Annotated in this window: 21 protein-coding genes; 15 read left to right on the top strand and 6 right to left on the bottom strand. The window is 72.4% G+C overall.

Features of this window, described 5'->3' with window-relative positions; genetic code table 11:
* Window positions 1-165 precede the first annotated feature (165 nt).
* Window positions 166-1347: a sensor histidine kinase gene (locus C1I92_RS05525; protein WP_111253668.1), complete on the top strand. Its 1182-nt coding sequence runs from the start codon at window positions 166-168 to the stop codon at window positions 1345-1347.
* Window positions 1344-2024, top strand: a complete 681-nt coding sequence (locus C1I92_RS05520) for a response regulator (protein ID WP_111253667.1) — start codon at window positions 1344-1346, stop codon at window positions 2022-2024. Before C1I92_RS05525 ends, C1I92_RS05520 begins: the two co-directional genes overlap by 4 nt.
* Here the strand turns inward: C1I92_RS05520 and C1I92_RS05515 are convergent.
* Window positions 2006-3406 carry a glycoside hydrolase family 5 protein gene (locus tag C1I92_RS05515; RefSeq protein WP_111253666.1) on the bottom strand — a complete coding sequence of 467 codons (1401 nt, stop codon included), beginning with the start codon at window positions 3404-3406 and terminating at the stop codon, window positions 2006-2008. The genes C1I92_RS05520 and C1I92_RS05515 overlap by 19 nt on opposite strands.
* 169 nt (window positions 3407-3575) lie before the next feature.
* Here C1I92_RS05515 and C1I92_RS05510 point away from each other — a divergent pair, with 169 nt between their 5' ends.
* Entirely contained in the window at window positions 3576-4898 is a 1323-nt protein-coding gene (locus C1I92_RS05510; protein ID WP_233506856.1) for an ABC transporter substrate-binding protein, read from the top strand.
* A gap of 4 nt (window positions 4899-4902) precedes the next feature.
* Here the strand turns inward: C1I92_RS05510 and C1I92_RS05505 are convergent, their stop codons facing one another.
* From C1I92_RS05505 to C1I92_RS05495, 3 genes are read right to left on the bottom strand one after another with little or no spacing between them, the layout of a single operon-like run.
* Complete coding sequence (locus C1I92_RS05505) at window positions 4903-5730, bottom strand: DUF6807 domain-containing protein (RefSeq protein ID WP_199520976.1); 828 nt, start codon at window positions 5728-5730, stop codon at window positions 4903-4905.
* A complete protein-coding gene (locus tag C1I92_RS05500) occupies window positions 5727-6737 on the bottom strand; it encodes a LacI family DNA-binding transcriptional regulator (RefSeq protein WP_111253663.1) in 1011 nt (336 codons plus the stop codon). Before C1I92_RS05500 ends, C1I92_RS05505 begins: the two co-directional genes overlap by 4 nt.
* A 53-nt stretch (window positions 6738-6790) precedes the next feature.
* Window positions 6791-7942 (bottom strand): Gfo/Idh/MocA family protein, encoded by a 1152-nt coding sequence (locus C1I92_RS05495; RefSeq protein WP_111253662.1) that lies wholly within the window; start codon window positions 7940-7942, stop codon window positions 6791-6793.
* Window positions 7943-8151: 209 nt separating this feature from the next.
* Here C1I92_RS05495 and C1I92_RS05490 point away from each other — a divergent pair, with 209 nt between their 5' ends.
* From C1I92_RS05490 to C1I92_RS05450, 9 genes are all read left to right on the top strand, one after another.
* A complete protein-coding gene (locus C1I92_RS05490; protein ID WP_111253661.1) occupies window positions 8152-9126 on the top strand; it encodes a carbohydrate ABC transporter permease in 975 nt (324 codons plus the stop codon).
* Window positions 9127-9238: 112 nt separating this feature from the next.
* Window positions 9239-10009: a carbohydrate ABC transporter permease gene (locus C1I92_RS05485; RefSeq protein WP_369124078.1), complete on the top strand. Its 771-nt coding sequence runs from the start codon at window positions 9239-9241 to the stop codon at window positions 10007-10009.
* Window positions 10010-10032: 23 nt separating this feature from the next.
* Entirely contained in the window at window positions 10033-11310 is a 1278-nt protein-coding gene (locus C1I92_RS05480) for an ABC transporter substrate-binding protein (protein ID WP_111253659.1), read from the top strand.
* Window positions 11307-13394: a hypothetical protein gene (locus C1I92_RS05475; RefSeq protein ID WP_111253658.1), complete on the top strand. Its 2088-nt coding sequence runs from the start codon at window positions 11307-11309 to the stop codon at window positions 13392-13394. Before C1I92_RS05480 ends, C1I92_RS05475 begins: the two co-directional genes overlap by 4 nt.
* Before the next feature lie 39 nt (window positions 13395-13433).
* Window positions 13434-14744: an ABC transporter substrate-binding protein gene (locus C1I92_RS05470; protein ID WP_199520975.1), complete on the top strand. Its 1311-nt coding sequence runs from the start codon at window positions 13434-13436 to the stop codon at window positions 14742-14744.
* Between the two features lie 47 nt (window positions 14745-14791).
* Window positions 14792-16132, top strand: coding sequence for a Gfo/Idh/MocA family protein (locus C1I92_RS05465; RefSeq protein ID WP_199520974.1), 1341 nt, complete (start codon window positions 14792-14794; stop codon window positions 16130-16132).
* Window positions 16129-17010 (top strand): NAD-dependent epimerase/dehydratase family protein, encoded by an 882-nt coding sequence (locus C1I92_RS05460; RefSeq protein WP_111253655.1) that lies wholly within the window; start codon window positions 16129-16131, stop codon window positions 17008-17010. Before C1I92_RS05465 ends, C1I92_RS05460 begins: the two co-directional genes overlap by 4 nt.
* The gene (locus tag C1I92_RS05455) at window positions 17007-17906 is read left to right on the top strand and encodes a 5-dehydro-4-deoxyglucarate dehydratase (protein ID WP_111253654.1); all 900 of its coding nucleotides are present in this window, start codon (window positions 17007-17009) and stop codon (window positions 17904-17906) included. Before C1I92_RS05460 ends, C1I92_RS05455 begins: the two co-directional genes overlap by 4 nt.
* Window positions 17893-18963 (top strand): mandelate racemase/muconate lactonizing enzyme family protein, encoded by a 1071-nt coding sequence (locus C1I92_RS05450; RefSeq protein ID WP_111253653.1) that lies wholly within the window; start codon window positions 17893-17895, stop codon window positions 18961-18963. Before C1I92_RS05455 ends, C1I92_RS05450 begins: the two co-directional genes overlap by 14 nt.
* Window positions 18964-18972: 9 nt before the next feature.
* Here the strand turns inward: C1I92_RS05450 and C1I92_RS05445 are convergent, their stop codons facing one another.
* Window positions 18973-19566, bottom strand: coding sequence for a PT domain-containing protein (locus C1I92_RS05445; RefSeq protein WP_146605029.1), 594 nt, complete (start codon window positions 19564-19566; stop codon window positions 18973-18975).
* A gap of 294 nt (window positions 19567-19860) precedes the next feature.
* On the opposite strand from C1I92_RS05445, the gene C1I92_RS05440 reads away from it, so the two are divergent.
* Genes C1I92_RS05440 through ispF form a run of 3 tightly spaced genes read left to right on the top strand, consistent with a single transcriptional unit; the run spans window position 19861 to window position 21532 of the window.
* The gene (locus tag C1I92_RS05440) at window positions 19861-20343 is read left to right on the top strand and encodes a CarD family transcriptional regulator (protein ID WP_026877634.1); all 483 of its coding nucleotides are present in this window, start codon (window positions 19861-19863) and stop codon (window positions 20341-20343) included.
* A 32-nt stretch (window positions 20344-20375) separates the two neighbouring features.
* Window positions 20376-21056: a 2-C-methyl-D-erythritol 4-phosphate cytidylyltransferase gene (gene ispD, locus C1I92_RS05435; RefSeq protein ID WP_111253651.1), complete on the top strand. Its 681-nt coding sequence runs from the start codon at window positions 20376-20378 to the stop codon at window positions 21054-21056.
* Window positions 21053-21532, top strand: coding sequence for a 2-C-methyl-D-erythritol 2,4-cyclodiphosphate synthase (ispF, locus tag C1I92_RS05430; RefSeq protein WP_111253650.1), 480 nt, complete (start codon window positions 21053-21055; stop codon window positions 21530-21532). Before ispD ends, ispF begins: the two co-directional genes overlap by 4 nt.
* On the opposite strand, the gene C1I92_RS05425 is transcribed toward ispF, so the two are convergent.
* Window positions 21515-22261, bottom strand: a complete 747-nt coding sequence (locus C1I92_RS05425) for an SDR family NAD(P)-dependent oxidoreductase (RefSeq protein WP_111253649.1) — start codon at window positions 22259-22261, stop codon at window positions 21515-21517. The genes ispF and C1I92_RS05425 overlap by 18 nt on opposite strands.
* Window positions 22262-22270: the final 9 nt, after the last annotated feature.

The raw sequence follows: 22270 nt of genomic DNA, 5'->3' as shown, positions 1-22270 counted from the left end.
CCTGAGGGTAGGCAGGCTGGTCCTGTCTGATCAGCGTAGGTGCAATTGATGGACGGTCCGCTCCGGAAGGTGAATGGGCCGCGAAGTCTCGGTGAACAAGCGCCCGAAATCGCGCCGTGAAGTGTCTTGAAGTGGAGAGGAACTCCGCTGTGGCACATACCATCGGTGGATGTGGATGCCGTGACAGCCGGAGCGCTGGCCGCGTGTGTCGGCGCAGCGGTCGGCCTCGCGGCGGGTCTGGCGTTCAAGGCCAGTGAGCGCGCGCAGCACCCGCCGGAGCCGCCACGGACGTCCCGCGTCCCCGAGGGCGTCGACGAGGTGCTGTCGGTGCTGCGTTCCAGCGCCATCGTCCTCGACAGCGCCCTCGACGTGGTCAAGGCCAGCCCGTCCGCGTACGCGTTCGGCCTGGTCCGCCACGACCGCGTGGCCGTGCCGGAGCTGGTGGAGCTGACCGAGCGGGTCCGGCGCGACGGCCAGATCCGCGAGGTCCAGCTGGAGATCCCGCGCTCGCGCGACACGACGCAGACGCTGTACGTGTCGGCCCGGGTGGCGCCGCTGAACAGCAAGCTGCTGCTGGCGCTGATCGAGGACCGCACCCACGAGATCCGCGTCGACGAGGTCCGCCGCGACTTCGTCGCCAACGTCTCGCACGAGCTGAAGACGCCGGTCGGCGCGCTGCTGCTGCTCGCGGAGGCGGTCGAGGACGCGAAGGACGACCCCGAGGCGGTCCAGCGCTTCGCCGAGCGCATGCAGCGCGAGGGCGCCCGGCTGACCCGGCTGGTGCAGGAGATCATCGACCTGTCCCGGCTGCAGTACGACGACCCGGTCGCCTCGCCCGAGTCCGTCGACGTCGACAGCGTCGTCGAGGCGGCGCTGGACCGCAGCCGGGTGGAGGCCGAGAAGCACAAGATCCGGCTCACCGCCGGCGGCACCCCCGGCCTGCAGGTGCTGGGCAACGTCGAGCAGCTGGTCATCGCACTGGGCAACCTGGTCGAGAACGCGGTGAACTACAGCCCGCCCAACACCCGGGTCGCCGTCGGCGTGCGCCGCCGCGACGACCTCGTCGAGATCAGCGTGACCGACCAGGGATTCGGCATCGCCGAGAGCGAGCTGGAACGGGTCTTCGAGCGGTTCTACCGCGTCGACCCGGCCCGGTCCCGTGCCACCGGAGGCACCGGGCTGGGACTGTCCATCGTCAAGCACATCGCCGCCAGCCATGGTGGCGAGGTAGGCGTGTGGAGCGTGCAAGGAGCGGGGTCCACCTTCACCCTGCGACTGCCGCTGCACCCGCACCGAACCGGGCAACCGTCCGCGTTCGAGACGCCAGTTGGTAAGGAGACGCCGTGACCCGCGTGCTCGTCGTCGAGGATGAGGATTCGTTCAGCGACGCCCTGTCGTACATGCTCCGGAAGGAAGGCTTCGAGGTCGCGGTCTCCGTCACCGGCGACGACGCCCTCGACGAGTTCGACCGGGGCGGGGCGGATCTGGTGCTGCTCGACCTCATGCTGCCGGGCCTGTCCGGGACCGAGGTCTGCCGCCAGCTGCGGCAGCGCTCCAACGTCCCGGTCATCATGCTGACCGCCAAGGACTCCGAGGTCGACAAGGTCGTCGGCCTGGAGCTGGGCGCCGACGACTACGTCACCAAGCCGTTCTCCTCGCGCGAGCTGGTCGCGCGGATACGGGCGGTGCTGCGCCGTGGCACCGAGCCGACGGAGACCAGCCAGGCGGTGCTGGGCGCCGGCCCGGTCCGCATGGACGTCGAGCGCCACGTGGTCACCGTCAACGGCGACACCGTCCGGCTGCCGCTGAAGGAGTTCGAGCTGCTCGAGCTGCTGCTGCGCAACGCCGGCCGGGTGCTCACCCGCGCCCAGCTCATCGACCGCATCTGGGGCGCCGACTACGTCGGCGACACGAAGACGCTGGACGTCCACGTCAAGCGGCTGCGCGCCAAGATCGAGCCCGACCCGGCGGCGCCGACCTACCTGCTGACGGTGCGTGGCCTCGGCTACAAGCTCGAGGCCTGACCCAGGCTCGTCCGGAGGACGGCGGCCAGCTCGTCGCGGACGACACAGGCGTCGAACGCGAACGACGCGGCCAGCTCGGCGGCCTCGTCCGGCGATGCGCCGTCGAAGCAGCCAGCGAACCGCTCGGCCATCGGCTCGGCGAGCAGGATGTTGCGCACCAGCAGGCCGAGCCAGGCGCGCCGGCCCCACGGGTACGGCGCGAAGTCCGGGAACTCACGGTCGAACAGCTTCTCGATCGGCTCCATGACGGCGCGGATGTGGCGGTCGGTGCCGCCCCACGAGTCGGTTCCGAGTCGGTTCTTCCGCTCCAGCTCCGGCGCGATGCGGCGCAGGTACGGCGAGTCGGCGCGGGCGTGCACCAGTCCCTGGAGCCCGACGTCCTTGTACGTCCACAGCGACCAGCTGGCGCCGTGCTCGTCGTAGATCGCCAGTTGGTCGGCGAGCAGTCGTAGGCAGGCATCGTCCCGGTCGCGGTCGCCGGTGTAGATGGGGCCGAACTCGCCGATCCAGATCGGGGTGCCGGTACGCCGCATGAACTCGGTGCGGCGCAGGAAGGTCTGTTCCAGCACGTCGCGGTCGAACCACTCGCCGCGGGTCGTGCCCGGGTAGGCGCCGTCGCGGGCGATGCCGGGCAGCGCGTAGTCGTGCGCCGTGTAGACGGCGCCCGGGAACGGCTCGGCGAACATCGAGAAGTCGGTGGAGTAGCGGTTGCCGTCGAGGAACAGCACGTGCCGCGGGTCGACGGCGCGGATGGCGGCCTCGAGCCGGGAGTAGAACGGTCCGATGACCTCGCCGCTGGGGTCGGCCGGCTCGTTGAGCGGGTTGTAGCCGGCGACGGCGGGCTCGTCGCGGTAGCGGTCGGCCAGCGCCTCCCACAGGTGGACGACGCGGTCCTGGAAGTGCCGGTGCTGCCAGAAGAACGCCTGGTGGGTGGGGTTGTCGCTGTGCCAGTTCTGGTTCTGGTAGCCGGGTGCGGCGTGCAGGTCGAGGATCGCGTACAGGCCGTGCCGCGCGCAGGCCCGGACCGCCTGATCGAGTCGGCGGAACCCGGACTCCTTCAGCTCGAACGGCCGGTCGTCGTCCTCGAAGTGGCGGTAGCCGAACGGGATCCGGACGGCGTTGGCGCCCAGCCGGGCGAGGAACGCGGCGTCGGCGTCGGCGAAGAAGTCGTCGAGGAACCGGTCGAAGAACCGCGCGTAGCCGTCCGGGCCGAGCGCCGCCCGCAGTGCGGCGCGGTGCTGAGACTCCGTCCCCGCGTAGCCGGTGATGAAGTTCTCCATGTTCATCCAGCCGCCCAGGCCGACGCCGCGCAGCCGGACCGTCCGGCCCCGCTCGTCGGCGAGCCGGCTGCCCTCGACCCGGAGCCAGGGCAGCGTCGTCATGGATCCTCCTGGGGATAACGGCTTAGAAACCGGTTCCTCGGCAGGCTAGCCAAGAGCGTCGAGCGCGTGCAACTATGACGCACCAGCCCACGTAAACCGATTCAAGTCTACGGTTCCAGGTCGGGAAACCGGGCACTCGCAGGCGTGTGCCCGGGGAGAGAGGATGACCATGAGGCACCCAAGAGGACGCGGCCCGGCCCGGCGCCGCGCAGCGCTCGCCGCGTCGGCCGCGGCCCTGCTGACGCTGGCGGCGTGCGGTGGCGGCGACGACGGCACGGGCACGGACGGCTCCGGCGGCGACGTCACCCTGCGCTTCTCGTGGTGGGGCAACGACGATCGGGCCCGCATCACCCAGCAGGCGATCGACGCGTTCGAGGCGGAGCACCCGGACATCACCGTCGAGGGCGAGCCGCTGGACTTCGAGGGCTACTTCGACCGGTTGGCCACCAGCGTGGCCGCCCGCGACGCGCCCGACGTCATCACGCTGGGCGGCGCCTACCCGCGCGAGTACGGCGACCGCGGCGCGCTGCTCGACCTCTCCACCGTCGAGGAGCAGCTGCCCACCGACGGCATCGACGCGGCGGCGCTGAGCAACGGGTTCTTCAGCGGCGTCCAGTACAGCGTCCCGACCGGCGTCAACACCTACGCCGTCGTCGTGAACCCGGCGGTGTTCGAGGCGGCCGGCGTCCCGCTGCCCGACGACTCGTCGTGGACCTGGGACGACTTCGTCAGCATCGCGCAGCAGATCTCCGACGCGTCGCCGGAGGGCACCTACGGCGCCGCCGACCCGACCAGCGCCGACACCCTCGACCTCTACGCCCGCCAGCACACCGGCGACGGCCTCTACACCGAGGACGGCGGGCTGGCCATCGAGGCCGGCACGCTGGAGGACTGGTGGACGATGACCAAGGCGATGAGCGAGTCCGGCGCGACGCCGCCGGCCACCGTCACCGCCGAGGTCGGCGGGCAGCCCTCGCCGGAGCAGACGTTGATGGGCCGCGGCCTCGCCGGCATGCAGTTCGACTGGAGCAACCAGCTCACCGCGCTGCGCACCGCATCCGGCGCGCCGCTGGAGCTGCTGCGCGCGCCCGGCGAGACCAGTGGGGCCGAGCCGGGCATGTGGCTGCAGGCGTCGCAGTCCTACGCCATCTACTCCGGCAGCGACCATCCCGAGGAGGCGGCGATGCTGATCGACTTCCTGGTCAACAGCGAGGAGGCCGCGTCGTTCATCCTGGCCGACCGCGGGCTGCCGGCGAACGCGGAGGTGCTGGAGGCGATCACGCCGCAGCTCGACGAGAACACCGCGGCGCAGGCGGAGTTCATCGCCGCCATCCGCGACCACGTGAGCGAGGAGCTGATCATCGGGCCCACCGGCTCGACGGAGACGCGCGCGATCGTGCAGCGGCTCAACGACGAGGTGCTGTTCGACCGGATGTCCGTCGCCGAGGCCGCGGCCTCGGTGGTCGACCAGGTGACGGCGGCCATCCAGTAGGTCGTCAGGGCGTCAGCTCACCGTCGGCGACGACGACGGTGAGCTGACGCTCCAGCGCCGTCTCCGCGGCCAGCACGAGCGGCCGCGACCACGCCAGCGCCGGTCCGGCGCCGACGTAGCCGGACATCCGGACGAACCACGGATCGGTGCCCGGCCGGCTGAACAGCAGCGACCACGTCCGGCCGGCGGCGGTCCGGCCGGTGAGCAGCAGCCACGGCGACGTCGATCCATGGGCCACCTGCTCGCCACCGCCCTCGGCGACCGTGACGGTGTGCGCGGCCGCGTCGGAAGCCACCCGCCAGAAGATGCCGCCGTATCCGGCGCCGGGGCGGCCGTTCACCGCCGGGCTGGCGACGCGCAGCCCACGGCCGGCGACGTTGGTCAGCGTGCTGGTCCACGTGAGCGTCCACGCACCGGGCCTGCCGGCGTCGGTGGCCTCGATGGTCCGCGTCTCCCGCACCAGCGGCTCGCCGGTGCGCGTCAGCCAGGTCAGGTCCTCGGCGATCGACGACGGCGACGCCGGCCGGAAGCCGTCATGGCGCTGGACCCCGTGATTGTCCAGCGGCGTCGGCCCGCGGCCGGCGACGAACGTCCGCCCGCCCCAGAACGTCGTCCCGTCGAGGTCGGCGATGGCCAGCGACAGTCCCAGGTGGTGGCGGTGGTCGTCGGGCACCATCTCGGTGAGGACGACACCGCCGAGCGTGCGGACCGGATGCAGGAACGGCCGGGGCGACAGGGAGCGATCGAGCGACGGGTCGATGACGTACTCGGCCACCGGGCTGCCGGCGGCCTCGAGGGTCCGGGTGACCACGTCGCCGGCGCCGGGGCTCACGCGGCGGGACCCGTGCTGCCGCGGACCACCAGCCGCGGCCGGAACTGGATGTCCGGCGCGGCCGGCTCGCCGCCGAGCAGCGACCACAGCCGCTGCCATGCCTCCTGGCCGATCTCGCTCGGTGGCACCGACGCCGTGGTCAGCGGCGGCGTGGTGTAGCGGGCGAACGGGATGTCGTCGAAGCCGGCGATGGAGATCTGGTGCGGGACCGAGACGCCGAGCTCGTGCAGCCCGGACAGCGCGCCGAATGCGACGAGGTCGTTGTAGGCGATCACCGCCGTGCAGACGCCGTCGATGAGGCGTCCGGCCACGGCGTGACCGTCGCTGAAGGTGGCGCCGCAGTCCAACTCGGCCAGCTCCAGCTTGCCCGCCGCGGCGAACCCACGCAGCGTACTGAGGCGAAGCTGGTTGGACGAGCTGGTGGGCGGACCGGCCAGGTAGGCGAACCGGCGGTGGCCGAGCCCGAGGAGATGCGACACGAGATCGCGCATGCCCGCGGCGTAGTCGACGTTGACCGACGGTACCGACAGTCCCGCGGTATCGCGGTTGACCAGTACGAACGGCGCCAGCTGCGGCGCGAGGGCGGCCAGTTCCTCGTCGGGCATGCGCGGCGCGCAGAGCACCAGGCCGTCGCAGCGCCGGCGCGCCTCCACCGCGATCAGCCCTTCCTCGGCGACGTTCTCCTCGGAGTCGGCGACCAGCAGCCGGTGCCCGCGAGTGGCGGCGGCGTGGCTGAGACTGCGCAGGACGTCCTGGAACATCGGGTTGGCGAGGTCGGGCACCACCAGCGCGATGGTCGACGTCCGGCCGACGGCCAGGCTGCGCGCGAGCACGCTGGGCTGGTAGTTGAGTGTGGCCGCGGCCGCCCGGACCCGTTCGGACAGCTCCGGCGCGACGGTCGAGCTGCCGTTCATGACCCGCGACACCGTGGCCCTGGAGACCCCGGCCAGTTCGGCCACCCGGCTGATGGTGGCCGGTCGGGCCTCCTCGCGGGCCTGCGCCGTCATGTTCCCCTCCCCGGCGTGCCCCGTCGAGCGGGACGAAGCACTGATCGTATCTCTCACGACATCACCGTCGCGGCCCATGGGAGCTCCTGCTCCCGGAACGTCGTCAGCGTGGCGGCGGCGCGCTCGACGGCGTCGTCGACACCGGTCACCACCGGCCGCCGGTCGGGCCCGGTGCCGAGCACCACCCGGTGCGGCGACGCGATGGGTGTCGGCGGCGGCGCGGTGCGGATCGCCTCGAGCACCTCGGTGAACGCCCCGGACCGCTCCAGCGGCGAGATCAGCCGCACGGCCGGATCGCGCCGGTGGTCCAGCAGGTTCTCCAGCAGGTCGATGAACGGGAAGGTCCGGGTGACGGTGCCGGCCGGCCCGGTGACGTCGACCCGCCCGGTCTTGTACCAGAGCACGGCGCGGCCGCGGCTGCCGGTGACGACGACGTACGGCTCGCGCTGCTCCCGGGCGCAGAGCGTGAGCGCGGCGAGGACCGTACCGCCACCGATGGTGGTGACGCGGACGCAGGAGGTGTCGTCGGCCTCGATGTCGTTGGCCCGGAACAGCTCGGTGTGTACAGAGGCCAGCTGGCCGCGCCGGTCGCTGCCCTCGATGCGCAGCGCGGTGGCCAGGGCGTGCGCCAGGGGGTTGGTGACCACGCCGTCGACGACGGGCCGGCCGTCCAGTTCGCGGCGACCGGCCCAGGCCGACCGGCTCCAGTAGGCCCGGGTGCGCACCCAGGCGCCGGCGGCGCCGACGCCGCGGACGTCGCCGATCGCGCCGTCGGCGACGAGACGGCGGACGTGCTCGATGGCGTCGGTGCCGAAGCTCTGGAAGCCGACCTGGCAGGCGCGGCCGAGCCGGGAGCTCAGATCGCTCAGCGCGTCGAACCCGGCGAGCGTCGGCGTGGGGGGCTTCTCCAGCAGGACGTGGGCCCCGGCGCGCAGGGCGGTTTCGGCGAGGTCATGGTGCCGATGGATCGGTGCGGCCACCACGACGACGTCGGCGTCGACGCGGCCGAGCAGATCGCCGAGGTCGTCCGCCCACGGGGTACCGGGTGGGAGGCCGTCGTGGTCCGGCGACGGCGGCCGTGGGTCGCAGACACCGGCCAGCCGGGCCACCTCGTCGCCGGCCAGCCGGACCAGGCGGCGCACGTAGGTGGCTCCGTAGCCGTGGGCTCCGGCGAGCACCACCCTCGCCGGTGTCGAGCGACGCATCGTCGAGGTCCCCTCTCAGTGGCTCGCATCCGAGTAACCGGTATCTCAGGCTAGCGTACCGCCGCCACCAGGCCTTCTGTGGCCAACTAGCGGCAACTCTTGCTGACAATTGACAGCTCCCCCTACGCTTGCTAGAAATCGGTATCTCGACGGACAACGCTTTCCCCGCCAGTCAGGTGGCCGTCGACGAGATCAGGAGGAGGTCACCGATGACCACCGTTCCGACGTTCTCGCGCGGCCGGGCACCGGGCGAGCCGCCGCCCGCGGAGCCGCCGCGGGCGCCCGAACCGCCCCGCCGGCGCAGCCCGCTGGCCAAACGCGAGGGCCGGGTGGCCTACCTGTTCCTCGCGCCCTGGTTCGTCGGCATGGTGCTCATCACCATCGGCCCGATCCTCGCCTCGCTGTACCTGTCGTTCACCGAGTACAGCCTGCTCCAGCCGCCGGAGTGGCTCGGGCTCGACAACTACCGCCGCATGCTCGAGGACGAACGGCTGCACACGGCGCTGCGGGTGACGTTCACCTATGTGCTGGTGTCGGTGCCCCTGCAACTGGCGCTGGCGCTCGCCCTGGCGTTCTTCCTCGACCGCGGTGTGCGCGGGCTCGCCGTGTACCGGTCGATCTACTACCTGCCCTCGCTGCTCGGCGGCAGCGTCGCGATCGCCATCCTCTGGCGGCAGATCTTCGGCACCGAGGGGCTGATCAACCAGTTGCTCGGCCTGGTCGGCATCGAGGGCCAAGGATGGGTGTCGCATCCCGACCACGCGTTGTCGACGCTGATCGTGCTCAACGTGTGGACGTTCGGCGCACCCATGGTGATCTTCCTGGCCGGGCTGCGGCAGATCCCCGCCATGTACTACGAGGCGGCCGACGTCGACGGCGCCGGCGGGTTCACCAAGTTCTGGCGCATCACCGTGCCGCTGCTCACGCCGATCATCTTCTTCAACCTCGTGCTGCAGATCATCGGGTCGTTCCAGACGTTCACGCAGGCATTCATCGTCAGCGGCGGCACCGGCGGACCGGCCGACTCCACGCTCTTCTACACGCTCTACACCTACCAGCGCGGCTTCGGCTCGTTCGAGATGGGCTACGCCTCGGCGCTGGCCTGGGTCCTGCTGGTGATCATCGCCGGGTTCACGGCGGTCAACTTCCTCGCGGCGAAGCGGTGGGTGCACTATGGCGACTGACCTCGAATCGATCGCGGCGCCCGATCCCGCGGCCCTGGCCGCCCGGCGCCGGCGCGACGGCCGGAAACGACGGCTGCTCAAGCACGCCGCGCTCATCGTGTTCGGCTTCGCGATGCTCTATCCGCTGCTGTGGATGGTGTCGAGCTCGTTCAAGCCGTCGGACCTGATCTTCCGCGACGCGTCGCTCATCCCAACGGAGTTCGACTTCAGCAACTACACCGAGGGCTGGACCGCGCTGGCCCGCCCGTTCCACCACTACCTGATCAACTCCGCGATCATCGTCTTCTTCTCGGTGGTGGGCAACCTGCTCAGCTGCGCGCTGGCCGCCTACGCGTTCGCCCGGCTGCAGTTCCGCGGCAAGCGGCTGTTCTTCGCCGCGATGCTCGGCACGATCATGCTGCCGATCCACGTGGTGATCGTGCCGCAGTACATCCTGTTCTCCGAGCTGGACTGGATCAACACGTACTACCCGCTGATCGTGCCGAAGTTCCTGGCCACGGACGCGTTCTTCATCTTCCTCATGGTGCAGTTCATCCGCGGGCTGCCGCGCGAGCTCGACGACGCCGCGCGCATCGACGGCTGCGGCCACTTCCGGATCTTCTGGCGCATCATCATGCCGCTGTGCCTGCCCGCGCTGGCGACGACGGCCATCTTCACCTTCATCTCGGTGTGGAACGACTTCTACAGCCAGCTGATCTTCGTGACCGACCCCGACCTGTACACGGTGCCGGTGGCGCTGCGCACCTTCGTCGACTCCCAGGGCGAGTCCGCCTGGGGGCCGCTGTTCGCCATGTCCCTGGTGGCGTTGGGGCCGATCTTCGGCTTCTTCCTCGCCGGGCAGCGCTATCTCATGCGCGGCATCGCCACGACCGGCATCAAGTGACGTCTCCCGGAAGGAGCTCATCCATGCGAACCCTCCGTGCCCTGGCGCCGGTCGCCGTGCTGCTCGCCGCCTGTGGCGGTGGCGGCACGACCAGTGGCGGTGACGGCGACGTCGTCGAGCTGCGCTACGCGTTCTGGGGCAGCGAGGACCGGGCACAGCTGACGCAGGAGATGATCGACGCGTTCGAGGCCGAGAACCCGGACATCCGGGTCGAGATGGACTACGCCGACTTCGGCGCCTACTTCGACAAGCTCGCCACCAGTGTCGCCGCCGGCGACGCGCCCGACGTCATGACCATGGGCGGCGCCTACCACAGCGAGTACGCCGGACGAGGCGCGCTGCTGGACCTCGCCGAGGTCGACGACATCATCCGCACCGACGAGATCTCCGAGGACATCCTCGCGCACGGCACCATCGACGGCTCGCTCTACGCCATCCCGACCGGAGTCAACGGCTACGCCATGGTGGCCAACCCGGCGGTCTTCGCGCAGGCCGGCCTGGAGCTCCCCGACGACACCACCTGGACGTGGGACGACTTCGCCCAGCTGTGCACTCAGATCGGCGCCGCGCTCGGCGACGCCGGCTACGGCGCCCAGGACCTCACCAACCACAACACGCTGTCGCTGTGGGCGCGGCAGCATGGCGAACAGCTCTACACCGAGGACGGCGAGCTGGGCATCTCGGCCGGGACGGTCACCGAGTGGTGGGAGTTCGCGCTCGAGCTGCGCGACTCCGGCTGCACCCCGCCGGCCACGCTGACCGGGGAGCTGGCCAGCCAGAGCGCGCCGGAGCAGACGCTGATCGGCACCAACGCCGGCGGCATGTCGCTGATCTGGTCGAACGTGCTCGAGGCGCTCAGCACCGCGTCGGGCGAGGAGCTCGAGCTGCTGATCCCGCCCGGCGTGGACGGCGGCGAGGCCGGCTCGTGGCTCGGGCCGTCCATGTACTACACGATCGGGGCGCGCTCGGAGCATCCGGAGGAGGCGGCCCGACTGGTCGACTTCATGCTCAACGAGCCGGCGGCGGCGGAGGCGTTCCTCACCGACCGCGGCCTGCCGGTCAACGCCGACGTCCGCGCCGCGATCATGGACCAGCTGACGCCGGTGCAGCAGGCCGAGGCCGAGTACCTGGCCCGGCTGGAAGAGGCCGCCGGCGTGCCGGTGCCGCCGGCGCCGGTCGGCTCCACCGAGACCGCGGGCATCGTCACCCGCCTGAACAGCGAGGTGCTGTTCGACCGGGCGGCGCCGGAGGACGCCGCCGAGCGGTTCATTGCCGAGGTCGAGGCGGCGCTGCGGCCATGAGCATCGACCGCCGCGCGCTGGTGTCCCGGCACCGCGTCGTGATGACGGAGATCGACGGGCGGTCGCCGCTGTCGGTCGGCAACGGCGAGTTCTGCTTCACCGTCGACGTCACCGGCCTGCAGACGTTCCCGGACCGTTACCCGGTGGCGTCCCGGGACGGCACGGCGGACGGCACCCTGCTGGGCACCCAGGCGCAGTGGGGCTGGCACTCCGTACCCGGCGACCACCGGCTCGAGGACACCTTGATCACGTACGACACGCCGCACGGCCCGGCGCCGTACGCCGACGTGACCGGCAGCATCGGCGCCGGCGGAGACCGCACCCACTCGCCCGCGGAGCTGTGGCTGCGGGCCAACCCGCATCGGCTGGATCTCGGCCGGATCGGGCTGGAGCTGCTCGACGACGGACGGGCGCGGCCGGTCGCACCCGGCGACGTGTCCGGGGTCCGCCAGGTGCTCGACCTCTGGCACGGCGTCATCGACAGCACGTTCGAGCTCTGCGGCCAGCCGGTACGCGTGCTGACGGTCTGCCACCCGACCGCGGACGTGCTCGCGGTCCGGATCGAGTCCGACGCGGTCCGATCCGGCCGGCTCGCGGTCCGGCTGGCGTTCCCGTACGGTTCGCAGAGCTGGCACGACGCCGCCGACTGGACCCGTCCGGAGGCACATCGCACGACGCTTGAACGCACCGGCGGCGGCTGGCGGATCGACCGCGTCCTGGACGCCGACGGGTACGCCGTCGCCGTCGCCGCCACCCCAGGGCTGACGGTGGAACAGGCCGGGCCGCACGAGCTGCGGGCCACCGCCGGGACCGCGAGGCTGGACCTCGTGGCCGCGTTCGCGCCGTCGGCCCGCTCACTGCCCCCGGCGCCGGGCTTCGACGCGGTGCTCGCCGCCGCCGAGGCCCACTGGCCGGCGTTCTGGTCCGGCGGCGGCGCCGTCGACCTGGTCGGCAGCACCGACGAGCGGGCCGCGGAGATCGAGCGGCGCACCGTCCTGTCCCAGTACCTCACGGCGATCAACTGCGCCGGGTCGCTGCCGCCGCAGGAGACCGGACTGGTCTGCAACTCCTGGCGGGGCCGGTTCCATCTGGAGATGCACTGGTGGCACGCGGCGCACTTCCCGCTGTGGGGCCGGCCGGAGCTGCTGGCGCGGAGCCTGCGCTGGTACCACTCGGCGCTGGACGCGGCCCGGGCGACGGCGAAGGCGCAGGGACGGGCCGGGGCCCGGTGGCCGAAGCAGGTCGGCCCCGACGCGCGGGAGAGCCCGAGCCCCATCGGCGCGTTCCTCATCTGGCAGCAGCCGCACCCCATCCACCTCGCCGAGCTGCTGTACCGGGCCGCGCCGAGCCGCGAGGTGATCGACGAGTTCGCCGGCATCGTCTTCGAGACGGCCGAGTTCATGGCGTCCTACGCGGCGCGGACCGAGCGCGGCTTCCAGCTCGGGCCGCCGCTGGTGCCGGCGCAGGAGTCGTACGGGTCGCTCCGGGCGCGCGCCACCAATCCGACGTTCGAGCTGGCGTACTGGCAGTGGGCGCTGGAGACGGCGCAGCGGTGGCGCGAGCGCGCCGGGCTGCCCCGTGACGAGCGGTGGAGCGCGGTGGCCGGCCGCCTGGTCCGTCCGCACGTGCGCGACGGCGTCTACACGGCCATCGACGTCGATCCGTACACCATCCGCACCGACCACCCGTCGATGCTGTGCGCGCTGGGGTTCCTGCCGCAGACGCCGCTGATCGACCCGCCGGTCATGCGGGCCACCCTGCACGACGTGCTGGCCGATTGGGACTGGGACAGCACGTGGGGGTGGGACTACCCGGTCATCGCCATGACGGCCGCGCGTCTCGGCGAGCCGGAGCTGGCCGTGGCGGCGCTGACCATGCAGGTGCAGAAGAACGAGTTCCTCCCGAACGGTCACAACCGGCAGACGTCGTCGTTGCCGCTGTACCTGCCGGGCAACGGGGGAGTGCTGGCGGCCGTCGCCCTGATGGCCGCCGGATGGGACGGCGCGGCCGGCAGGCCGGCGCCGGGATTCCCGGACGACGGGCGGTGGACGGTCGAGGCCGAGGGCCTCGTCCCCGCTCCCTGACCGAAGACCAGGACCGGACCCCGAAGGAGTGGGATGGAGATGGGCGGCAGACGGAGAAGGACCTCCCTGGCCAGCGTGCTCGCAGTGGCGCTGCTGGCCGGCGGCTGCGGCAGCGACGACGGCGGTGGCGACGGCGATGCGGCCGGCTCGGACGAGCAGGTGACGCTGCGGTTCGCGTGGTGGGGCAGCGACGAGCGGCGCGAGCTGACCGAGGCCGCGATCGCGGCGTTCGAGGAGCAGCATCCGAACATCGATGTGCAGGGCGAGTACATCGAGTGGAGCGGTTATTGGGACCGGCTGGCGACGCAGGTCGCCGCGAACGACGCGCCGGACGTCATCACTCAGGAGGAGCGGTTCCTGCGCGAGTACGCCGGTCGCGGCGCGCTGCTGGACCTCTCCGAGTACGAGGACACCATCGACCTGTCGCAGCTGGATCCGCTGGTGACCGGCAGCGGCGAGGTCGACGGCGGGCTCTACGGCCTGCCGACCGGCGTCAACGCCTACGTCGTGTACGCCAACCCGCGGCTGTTCGACCAGGCCGGCGTCGAGCTGCCCGACGACGCCACCTGGACGTGGGACGACTACATCCGCATCGCCAACGAGATCACCGCGGCGACCGGAGGCGAGATCGTCGGCGCCATGGACTACGGCGGCAACGAGGCCGGCCTCAAGATCCTGGCCCGGCAGCACGGCCAGGAGCTGTACGACGAGGACGGCGAGCTGGCCCTCGAGCCGGCGACGCTGGCGCAGTGGTGGGAGTACTCGCTGCAGCTGCGCGACGGCGGCGGCACGCCGCAGGCCACGCTGTCGGCCGAGCAGCAGGACACCGGTTCGCCGGAACAGACGCTGCTGGGCACCAACCGGGCCGCCATGGCCTGGTACTGGAGCAACACGCTGGCGGCGCTGTCCGGTGCGTCCGGCGGCGAGTTGCGGCTGCTGCGGCCGCCCGGCGAGCACGAGCGCGAGCGGACCGGCAACTACTACAAGCCGGCCATGCACTACTCCGTCTCGGCCCGCACCGAGCACCCGGAGGAGGCGGCGATGCTGGTCGACTTCCTGCTCAACGACCCCGCGGCCATCGACGCCGTCCGCTCCGACCGCGGCCTGCCGGCCAACCTCGAGCAGCGCGAGCGCATCCTCGCCGACCTGAACGAGCACCAGGTCGCCGAGGCCGAGTACCTGGCGCAGATCCAGGAGGACGTCGTCGACGCGCCGCCCGCGCCACCGGTCGGCGCCGGCCAGGTCGTCGACATCATCAAGCGGCTCAACATCGAGGTCCTCTTCGACCGGCTCAGCCCCGACGAGGCGGCCGAGCAGTTCATCAACGAGGTCGAGGCGGCCACCGGCTGACGGTGGCCCGTGCTCGTCGTCCGCACTCACCAGCAGATGGAGTGGCAGTGAACCCAACGATCCCCGGCGGCGGCCCGCGGCGCTACGCCGTCGTCGGCACCGGCAGCAGGGCACAGCTGTACGTCGACGCCCTGCTCACCACCCATGCCGACGTCGGCGCTCCGGTCGCCTGGTGCGACGTCAACGGCACCCGGATGTCGTACTACGACGAGCGGGTGCGGGTCGCGAAGGGCCCCGACGCACCGCTGCCGAGGCGGTACGGCCCGGACGACTTCGGCGCGCTGCTCGAGGAGGTGCGGCCCGACGGCGTCATCGTCACCTCGCCGGACTGGACCCACGATCGCTACGTGATCGCGGCGCTCGCGCACGGCAGCGACGTCGTGGTCGAGAAGCCGCTGACCGTCAGCGTCGACAAGGCACGGGCCATCGCCGACGCGGCGCGCGAGTCGCGGGCCGGGCTGGTCATGACGTTCAACTACCGCTACTCGCCACGCAACTCGACGGTGAAGCAGCTGATCCGCGACGGTGCGATCGGCGACGTCACCTCGGTGCACTTCGAGTGGGTGCTCGACACCTCGCACGGCGCCGACTACTTCCGCCGCTGGCACCGGCTCAAGGACCGGTCCGGCGGGCTGCTGGTGCACAAGGCGGCGCACCACTTCGACCTGGTGAACTGGTGGCTCGACGACGTGCCCGCGACGGTGTTCGCGCTCGGCGGGCTGCGGTTCTACGGCGCCGAGAACGCCAAGGCCCGCGGTCTCGGGCCGCGGCCGGCACGCAGCCGCGACGACGCCGGCCGGGCCGCCGACCCGTTCGCGCTCGACCTCGCCGCCGACGACACCCTGCGGCGGCTGTACCTGGAGGCCGAGGGCGACGACGGCTACGTCCGCGACCAGGACGTGTTCGGCGAGGGCATCACCATCGAGGACAACCTCAGCGTCCTGGTCGGGTACGAGCGCGGCGCCACCCTGAGCTACGCGCTGAACGCGCACTCGCCGTGGGAGGGGTACCGGGTCGCGTTCAACGGCACCGCCGGGCGCCTGGAGATCGAGGTGGTCGAGTCCGCGCACAGGGCGCCGGACCCGGGGGACGAGGGGGTACGGCGCAAGGGCACGCGGATCGTGCTGCAGCGGCACTGGGAGCCGGCGGTGGAGCTGCCGGCGCCGGACGGCCCGCACGGTGCGCACGGGCATGGCGGCGGCGACCGCCTGCTGCTGGACGACGTGTTCCGCGGTCCCGGCGACGATCCGCTCGGCCGGCCCGCGGGCACCGTCGACGGATTCCGCAGCATCGCCGTCGGGCTGGCCGGCAACGAGTCGCTGGCCACCGGGCGTCCGGTGGCGGTGGCCAGTCTCGGCCTGCCGCTGCACGGACCGGAGCGGCCGTGAAGGTCCTGGTCACCGGCGGTTCCGGCCGGCTCGGCGAGAGTGTGGTCGACGGACTGCTGCGGGCCGGGCACGACGTCGTCGGGGTCGACCTGCGGTCGCCGCGCCAGCACCGCGACCGCTGGTTCGCCGCCGACCTCACCGTCGTCGACGAGGCGTCCTGGGCGCTGACCCGGGTGAGGCCGGACGCCGTCGTCCACCTGGCCGCGATCGCCGTCCCGTTCAGCCGGCCGGAGCGGGAGATCCTGCGCACCAACACCACGCTGGCCTACAACGTGTGCCGGTCCGCGCTGGACGCCGGCGCCCGCACCGTCGTCGTCGCGAGCAGCCCGACCGTCGTCGGGTACGGCGCGCCGACCGGGTGGGCGCCGGCCTACCTGCCGATCGACGAGGCGCATCCGGTGCGGCCGTGGAACGCGTACGGGCTGTCCAAACTGATGGCCGAGCACGTGATGCGGATGTTCACGGCGCAGGCCGGCGACCGCATGCGGTTCAGCGCGATCCGGCCCTGTTACGTGATCGCCGAGGACGAGTGGGCCGGCGCGCCGACGCAGCAGGGGCACACGGTCCGCGAGCGGCTGGACGACCCGGCGCTGGCCGCCGGCTCGCTGTTCAACTACGTGGACGCCCGCGACGCCGCCGACTTCGTCGACCTGCTGCTGCGCCGGGCCGAGGACGTCCCGAACGGCGAGACGTTCTTCGTCGGGGCCGCCGACGCGCTGGCCCGCGAGCCGCTGGCCGAGCTGCTGCCGCGGTTCCATCCGGGGGCCGCGGGTCTGGCCGGCACGCTGTCCGGTTCGGAGTCGGCGTTCCGCAACACGGCCGCCGAACGGTGGCTCGGCTGGAAGCCGGAACGAAGCTGGCGAACGGAGCTGCGATGAATCTCGATGGCGTTCTCTTCTTCCCGGTGACGCCGTTCGACGCGTCCGGGGCGGTCGATCCGGACCTCCTGGCCACGCACGTGAAGTCGGGGCTGGCGCACGGCCCGGGCGCGGTGTTCGCCGCGTGCGGGACCGGCGAGTTCCACGCGCTGGACCTCGACGAGTACGAGACGGTCGTGGCAGCCGCCGTCGGCGCGGTCGGTGGCGCCGTACCGGTGTTCGGCGGGGCCGGCGGTGCGTTCTCGCACGCGATCGCGTGCGCCCGGCGGGCCGCGGCGGCCGGGGCGGACGGGCTGCTCGTGCTGCCGCCGTACCTGGTCACCGGCCCGGAGGCGGGAACGGTGGCCTACGTCGAGGCGGTGGCCGCGGCCACCGACCTGCCGCTGGTGCTGTACCAGCGCGGCGGGATGCGATTCTCCCCGCAGGCCGTGGTCCGGCTGGCCCGGCTGCCCACCGTGGTGGGGCTCAAGGACGGCCTCGGCGACCTCGACCTCATGCAGCGGATCGTGCTCGCGGTCCGGACCGAGATCGGCGAGGACTTCATGTTCTTCAACGGTCTGCCGACGGCGGAGCAGACCCAGGCCGCGTACCAGGCGATCGGCGTTCCGCTGTACTCGTCGGCGGTCTTCTGCTTCGCCCCCGAGCTGTCGGTGGCGTTCCACCACGCGGTGACCTCCGGCGACGAGCAGCGCCGCACCCACCTGCTCGGTGCGTTCTTCCGGCCACTGGTGGAGCTGCGCGACTCGGTGCCGGGCTACGCCGTCTCGCTCGTCAAGGCCGGCGTGCGACTGCGCGGGCTCGACGTCGGCGGCGTGCGACCGCCCCTGGTGGACCCGTCGGCGGCGCATCTGCAGCGGATCCGGGAGCTCATCGAGGTGGCGGATGGCCTCGTCTGACACCGTCACGGGCCTGACCGCCCGGGTGCTGCGGCTGCCCTTGCGCCGGCCGTGGGGGCCCGACGTGACCCGTCTGCACGTCATCGAGGTCGTGCTGACGACCTCCGGCGGTGCGGAGGGTCGTGGGTTCGGCTGGACCCCGACCATCGGCGCGGGTGCGGTGCACGCGCTGCTGACCCAGGACATCGCCGCGTGGCTGGTCGGGCGGCCGGCCGAGCCGGAACTCGTCTGGGACGGCCTGTGGCGGCACCTGCACGAGGCCGGCGGCGGCGGTGTCACGACCATCGCCATGGCCGGCGTCGACCTTGCGCTCTGGGACCTGCGCGGACGGCGGGCCGGGCTCGGCCTCGTCGACCTCCTCGGCCGGCGGCACGAGTCGGTGGAGGTGTACGGCAGCGGCGTCAACCGCCACTACCCGCTGGACGAGCTGATCGAGCAGGCGCGGCGGTGGGTGGCGGCCGGGCACGGTGCGGTCAAGCTGAAGGTGGGGCTCCCGGACCTCGCCGAGGACGTCGAGCGGGTGGCCGCGGTGCGGTCGGTCATCGGGCCGCACCGGCGGCTGATGGTCGACGCGAACCAGCGCTGGGACCTGCCCGCGGCCCGGCGCGCCATCGCCGCGCTGGCGCCGTACGACCTGTACTGGGTCGAGGAGCCGCTGCTGGCCGACGCGACCTGGGCGTATGCGCAGTTGCGCCGCTGCGTGGACGTGGCGATCGCGCTCGGCGAGAACGCGCACACGATCCACCGTTTCCGCGACCTGCTCGATGCCGGCGCCTGCGACGTCGTCCAGCCCAACATCGTGCGCGTGGGCGGCATCACGCCGTTCCTGCGCATCGTCGAGCTGGCTCGCGTCTACGGGGTGGGCGTCGCGCCGCACCTGCTGCCGGAGCTGTCCGGCCAGCTGGCCCTGACGCTGCCGGAGCCGGTGCTCGTCGAGGACGTCGAGGACGCCTCGTTCGCCGCGCTCGGCTGCCTCGCCGAGCCCAGCGGCGTCGTCATCGAGAACGCCCGGCTCGTTGCCGCGACGGCGCCCGGGCTGGGCCTCAGGTTCGCCTGAGGCCGCCGCTCACTCCGACGGGGTCTCCGTCTCGGTGGGCTCACCCGTCGGCTCCTCGGCGGGCTGGTCCGTGGGCTCGCCGGTGGGCTCATCGGCGGGCTCGTCCGTCGCCTCGTCGGCCTGCTCCTCCGCCGGCTGGGCCGGCAGCGCCTCGGCGTAGTGGCCCTCGGCCGGCCGGACGAGGGCCCGGACGGTGGTGCGCGGCGCGTTCTCGAACCGGAACTCCACGGACACCGTGCGGCCGGGCGTCGCGTCGACGTCGAACGCGTCGACGCGGTCGGCGTCCGGGCCGAGGTGGGTCACGCCGCTGACCGGCAGGTCCAGCGGCCCGTCGGCGAGCTCGCCGGTGACGTCGCCGATGATCACCTCGACCAGCTCGTCGTCGCTGCCGCCGCGGTTGGTCAGCGTGCCGACCAGGGTCGCGGTGCCCTCGCCGTCGGACACGACCTGGATGTTGCGCAGGCCGACGTCGCCGGCCTCCGCGTTCACGCCGTTGTCGGCGGGGTACCACCGCTGCGTCTGCTCGTGGATGCCGCAGCCGGCCACGCCCAGCACCAGGGCCGGGGCGGCGACGAGAACCAGACGCCGGACAGCAACCTTCACCACGTGCTCCTCGAAAAGCGCGCTCACAGTGGACAGACCGCGGACCAGCGTACCGGCGCCGTCCGAGGGCCGGGTCACCGGCACCCGCTCCCACCTGGTGGGACGGCAAGATCCGTGACCTTGGAATGGGGTGAATCGGGCACTCCGCGTCGGCCGCCGATGGCGTATGACGAGCGACCGCAGCACGCCGAATGGGCATTTGTCAACCCCCACCACGGGCGCTGACCAGCACAAACGCTCATCCGGGTAAGAAAATTCGTGCTATCATCGGTGGGGGAAAGGGGACAGGAACACATGACTTTCAAGGTCGGCGAAACGGTTGTCTACCCCCATCACGGGGCCGCGCTCATCGAGGCGATCGAGTCCCGGGTCATCAAAGGAGAGGAACGCCAGTACCTCGTCCTGAAGGTCACGCAAGGTGACCTGACCGTTCGCGTCCCGGCTGACAACGTCGACCTCGTCGGCGTGCGTGACGTGGTCAACCAGGAAGGGCTCGACCGCGTCTTCGAGGTGCTGCGCATGCCGCACACCGAGGAGCCCACCAACTGGTCGCGCCGGTACAAGGCGAATCTGGAGAAGCTGGCGTCCGGTGACGTCATCAAGGTCGCCGAGGTCGTGCGCGATCTCTGGCGCCGCGAGCGTGACCGCGGGCTGTCCGCAGGCGAGAAGCGCATGCTGGCCAAGGCTCGTCAGGTGCTCGTCTCCGAGCTGGCCCTGGCGGAGAACACGAACGAGGACAAGGCCGAGACCCTGCTCGACGAGGTCCTCGCGGGCTGACAGCGCGACGGCGTACGGGGCATGATCCCGTCGTGAGCGTCGCGTGCATCGTGGTCGCCGCCGGACGTGGCGAGCGGCTGGGCGAACAGCGCCCGAAGGCGTTCGTCGAGGTCGGCGGACGTCCCCTGGTCTGGCACGCGTTGCGGGCCGCGTCCGACGCCACCCGGGTGTCCCACGTCGTCGTGGTGGCGCCGGACGGCTTCGCGGGCGACCCGGCGCTGGCCGGCGTGGCCGCCGTCGTTCCCGGCGGGGCCACCCGGCAGCACTCGGTCGCCAACGGGCTGGCCGCGCTGCCCGACGACACCGAGATCGTGCTCGTTCACGACGCGGCCCGCTGTCTCGCGCCGCCGGCGTTGTTCGACGCGGTCGCCGGCGCCGTCCTGTCCGGGCACGACGCCGTCGTCCCGGGTGTGCCGGTCGTCGACACGTTGAAGGCGGTCGACGGCGCCGGCCGGGTCACCGCGACCCCGGACCGCACCGAACTGCGCGCAATCCAGACCCCGCAGGGCTTCCGCCGCGCCGTCCTCGAACGCGCCCACCTCGCCGCCGTCGAGCGGGGCGACACCGACGCTCCCGACGACGGCGCGCTGGTCGAGCGGCTGGGCCTGCCGGTCCACGTCGTCGCCGGCGACGCCGACGCGTTCAAGGTGACCCGCCCGCTCGATCTGCTGCTGGCAGCGGCCGTGCTGTCCCGGCGTTCGGCGGCCGTATGAGCACGCCGCGGATCGGCCTCGGCGTCGACGTGCACCGGCTGGAGCCGGGCCGGCCCTGCTGGGTCGCGGGGCTGCAGTGGCCGGACGAGCCGGCCGGCCCGGTCGGCCACTCCGACGGCGACGTTGCGGCGCACGCCATGTGCGACGCGCTGCTCTCCGCCGCCGGCCTCGGCGACCTCGGCGCCGTCTTCGGCACCGACCGGCCGGAATGGGCGGGCGCCTCGGGCGTCGCGCTGCTCGGTGAGACCGCGCGGCTGGTGCGGGCGGCGTCGCTGACCATCGGGAACGCGTCGGTGCAGGTGATCGGCGTGCGCCCGCGCATCGGCAGTCGGCGCGACGAGGCTCAGGCCGTCCTGTCCGAGGCGATCGGCGCGCCGGTCAGCGTCAGCGGCACCACCACCGACGGGCTCGGCATCACCGGCCGCGGCGAGGGCCTGGCCGCCGTCGCGACCGCCTTGCTACTTGCGCAGCCGTAGCGCCTGCATGCCGCCGTCGACGGCGATCGTGGTGCCGGTGACGGAGCCGGCCCGCGGCCCGGCGAGGTAGACGATCGCGGCGGCGATGTCCTCCGGCGGGACCAGCCGGCCGGTCGGCTGCCGGGCCTCCAGCGCCGCCCGCTCGGCCGCCGGGTCGGGCGCGGCGTCGAGCAGGCGCCCGACCCACGGGGTGTCGGCGGTGCCGGGGTTGACGGCGTTGACGCGGATGCCCTCGCCGATGTGGTCGGCGGCCATCGCCTGGGTGAGCGACAGCACGGCGCCCTTCGTCGCGGAGTAGAGCGCCCGCTGCGGCAGCCCCGCCGTCGCGGCGACCGAGCACACGTTGACGACGGCGGCGTGCTCGGAACGGCGCAGGTACGGCAGCGCGGCGCGCGAGACGCGGACCATGCCGACGACGTTGACGTCGAAGACGCGGTGCCACTCGTCGTCGGGGTTGTCCTCGACGGTGCCGGCGGCGCCGATGCCGGCGTTGTTGACGACGATGTCCAGGCCGCCGAACCGCTCGGCGACGGCGGCGACGGCGGCCGTCACGCCGTCGGAGTCGGTGACGTCGCACTGGACGGCGTAGAGGTCGGACGGGGCGCCGTCGGTCGAGCGGTCGAGGACGCCGACAGAGGCGCCGGACTCCGCCAGCAGCCGTGCCGTCGCCAGCCCGATGCCGGACGCGCCGCCGGTCACCACCGCGGTCAGGCCGTCCAGTTCACCCATGGTCCGCTC

Source organism: Jiangella anatolica (assembly GCF_003236295.1).
GTDB lineage: Bacteria > Actinomycetota > Actinomycetes > Jiangellales > Jiangellaceae > Jiangella > Jiangella anatolica.
Note: the sequence above shows the minus strand (reverse complement) of the source record. Positions and strands in the feature narration are given on the sequence as shown.

Bases quoted from the DNA above. Each gene is read 5' to 3' on its own strand.
- C1I92_RS05515 (WP_111253666.1), bottom strand. From the start codon at position 3,406: ATGACGACGCTGCCCTGGCTCCGGGTCGAGGGCAGCCGGCTCGCCGAC.
- C1I92_RS05510 (WP_233506856.1), top strand. From the start codon at position 3,576: ATGAGGCACCCAAGAGGACGCGGCCCGGCCCGGCGCCGCGCAGCGCTC.
- C1I92_RS05500 (WP_111253663.1), bottom strand. From the start codon at position 6,737: ATGACGGCGCAGGCCCGCGAGGAGGCCCGACCGGCCACCATCAGCCGG.
- C1I92_RS05495 (WP_111253662.1), bottom strand. From the start codon at position 7,942: ATGCGTCGCTCGACACCGGCGAGGGTGGTGCTCGCCGGAGCCCACGGC.
- C1I92_RS05490 (WP_111253661.1), top strand. From the start codon at position 8,152: ATGACCACCGTTCCGACGTTCTCGCGCGGCCGGGCACCGGGCGAGCCG.
- C1I92_RS05485 (WP_369124078.1), top strand. From the start codon at position 9,239: ATGCTCTATCCGCTGCTGTGGATGGTGTCGAGCTCGTTCAAGCCGTCG.
- C1I92_RS05480 (WP_111253659.1), top strand. From the start codon at position 10,033: ATGCGAACCCTCCGTGCCCTGGCGCCGGTCGCCGTGCTGCTCGCCGCC.
- C1I92_RS05475 (WP_111253658.1), top strand. From the start codon at position 11,307: ATGAGCATCGACCGCCGCGCGCTGGTGTCCCGGCACCGCGTCGTGATG.
- C1I92_RS05470 (WP_199520975.1), top strand. From the start codon at position 13,434: ATGGGCGGCAGACGGAGAAGGACCTCCCTGGCCAGCGTGCTCGCAGTG.
- C1I92_RS05455 (WP_111253654.1), top strand. From the start codon at position 17,007: ATGAATCTCGATGGCGTTCTCTTCTTCCCGGTGACGCCGTTCGACGCG.
- C1I92_RS05450 (WP_111253653.1), top strand. From the start codon at position 17,893: ATGGCCTCGTCTGACACCGTCACGGGCCTGACCGCCCGGGTGCTGCGG.
- C1I92_RS05440 (WP_026877634.1), top strand. From the start codon at position 19,861: ATGACTTTCAAGGTCGGCGAAACGGTTGTCTACCCCCATCACGGGGCC.
- ispF (WP_111253650.1), top strand. From the start codon at position 21,053: ATGAGCACGCCGCGGATCGGCCTCGGCGTCGACGTGCACCGGCTGGAG.
- C1I92_RS05425 (WP_111253649.1), bottom strand. From the start codon at position 22,261: ATGGGTGAACTGGACGGCCTGACCGCGGTGGTGACCGGCGGCGCGTCC.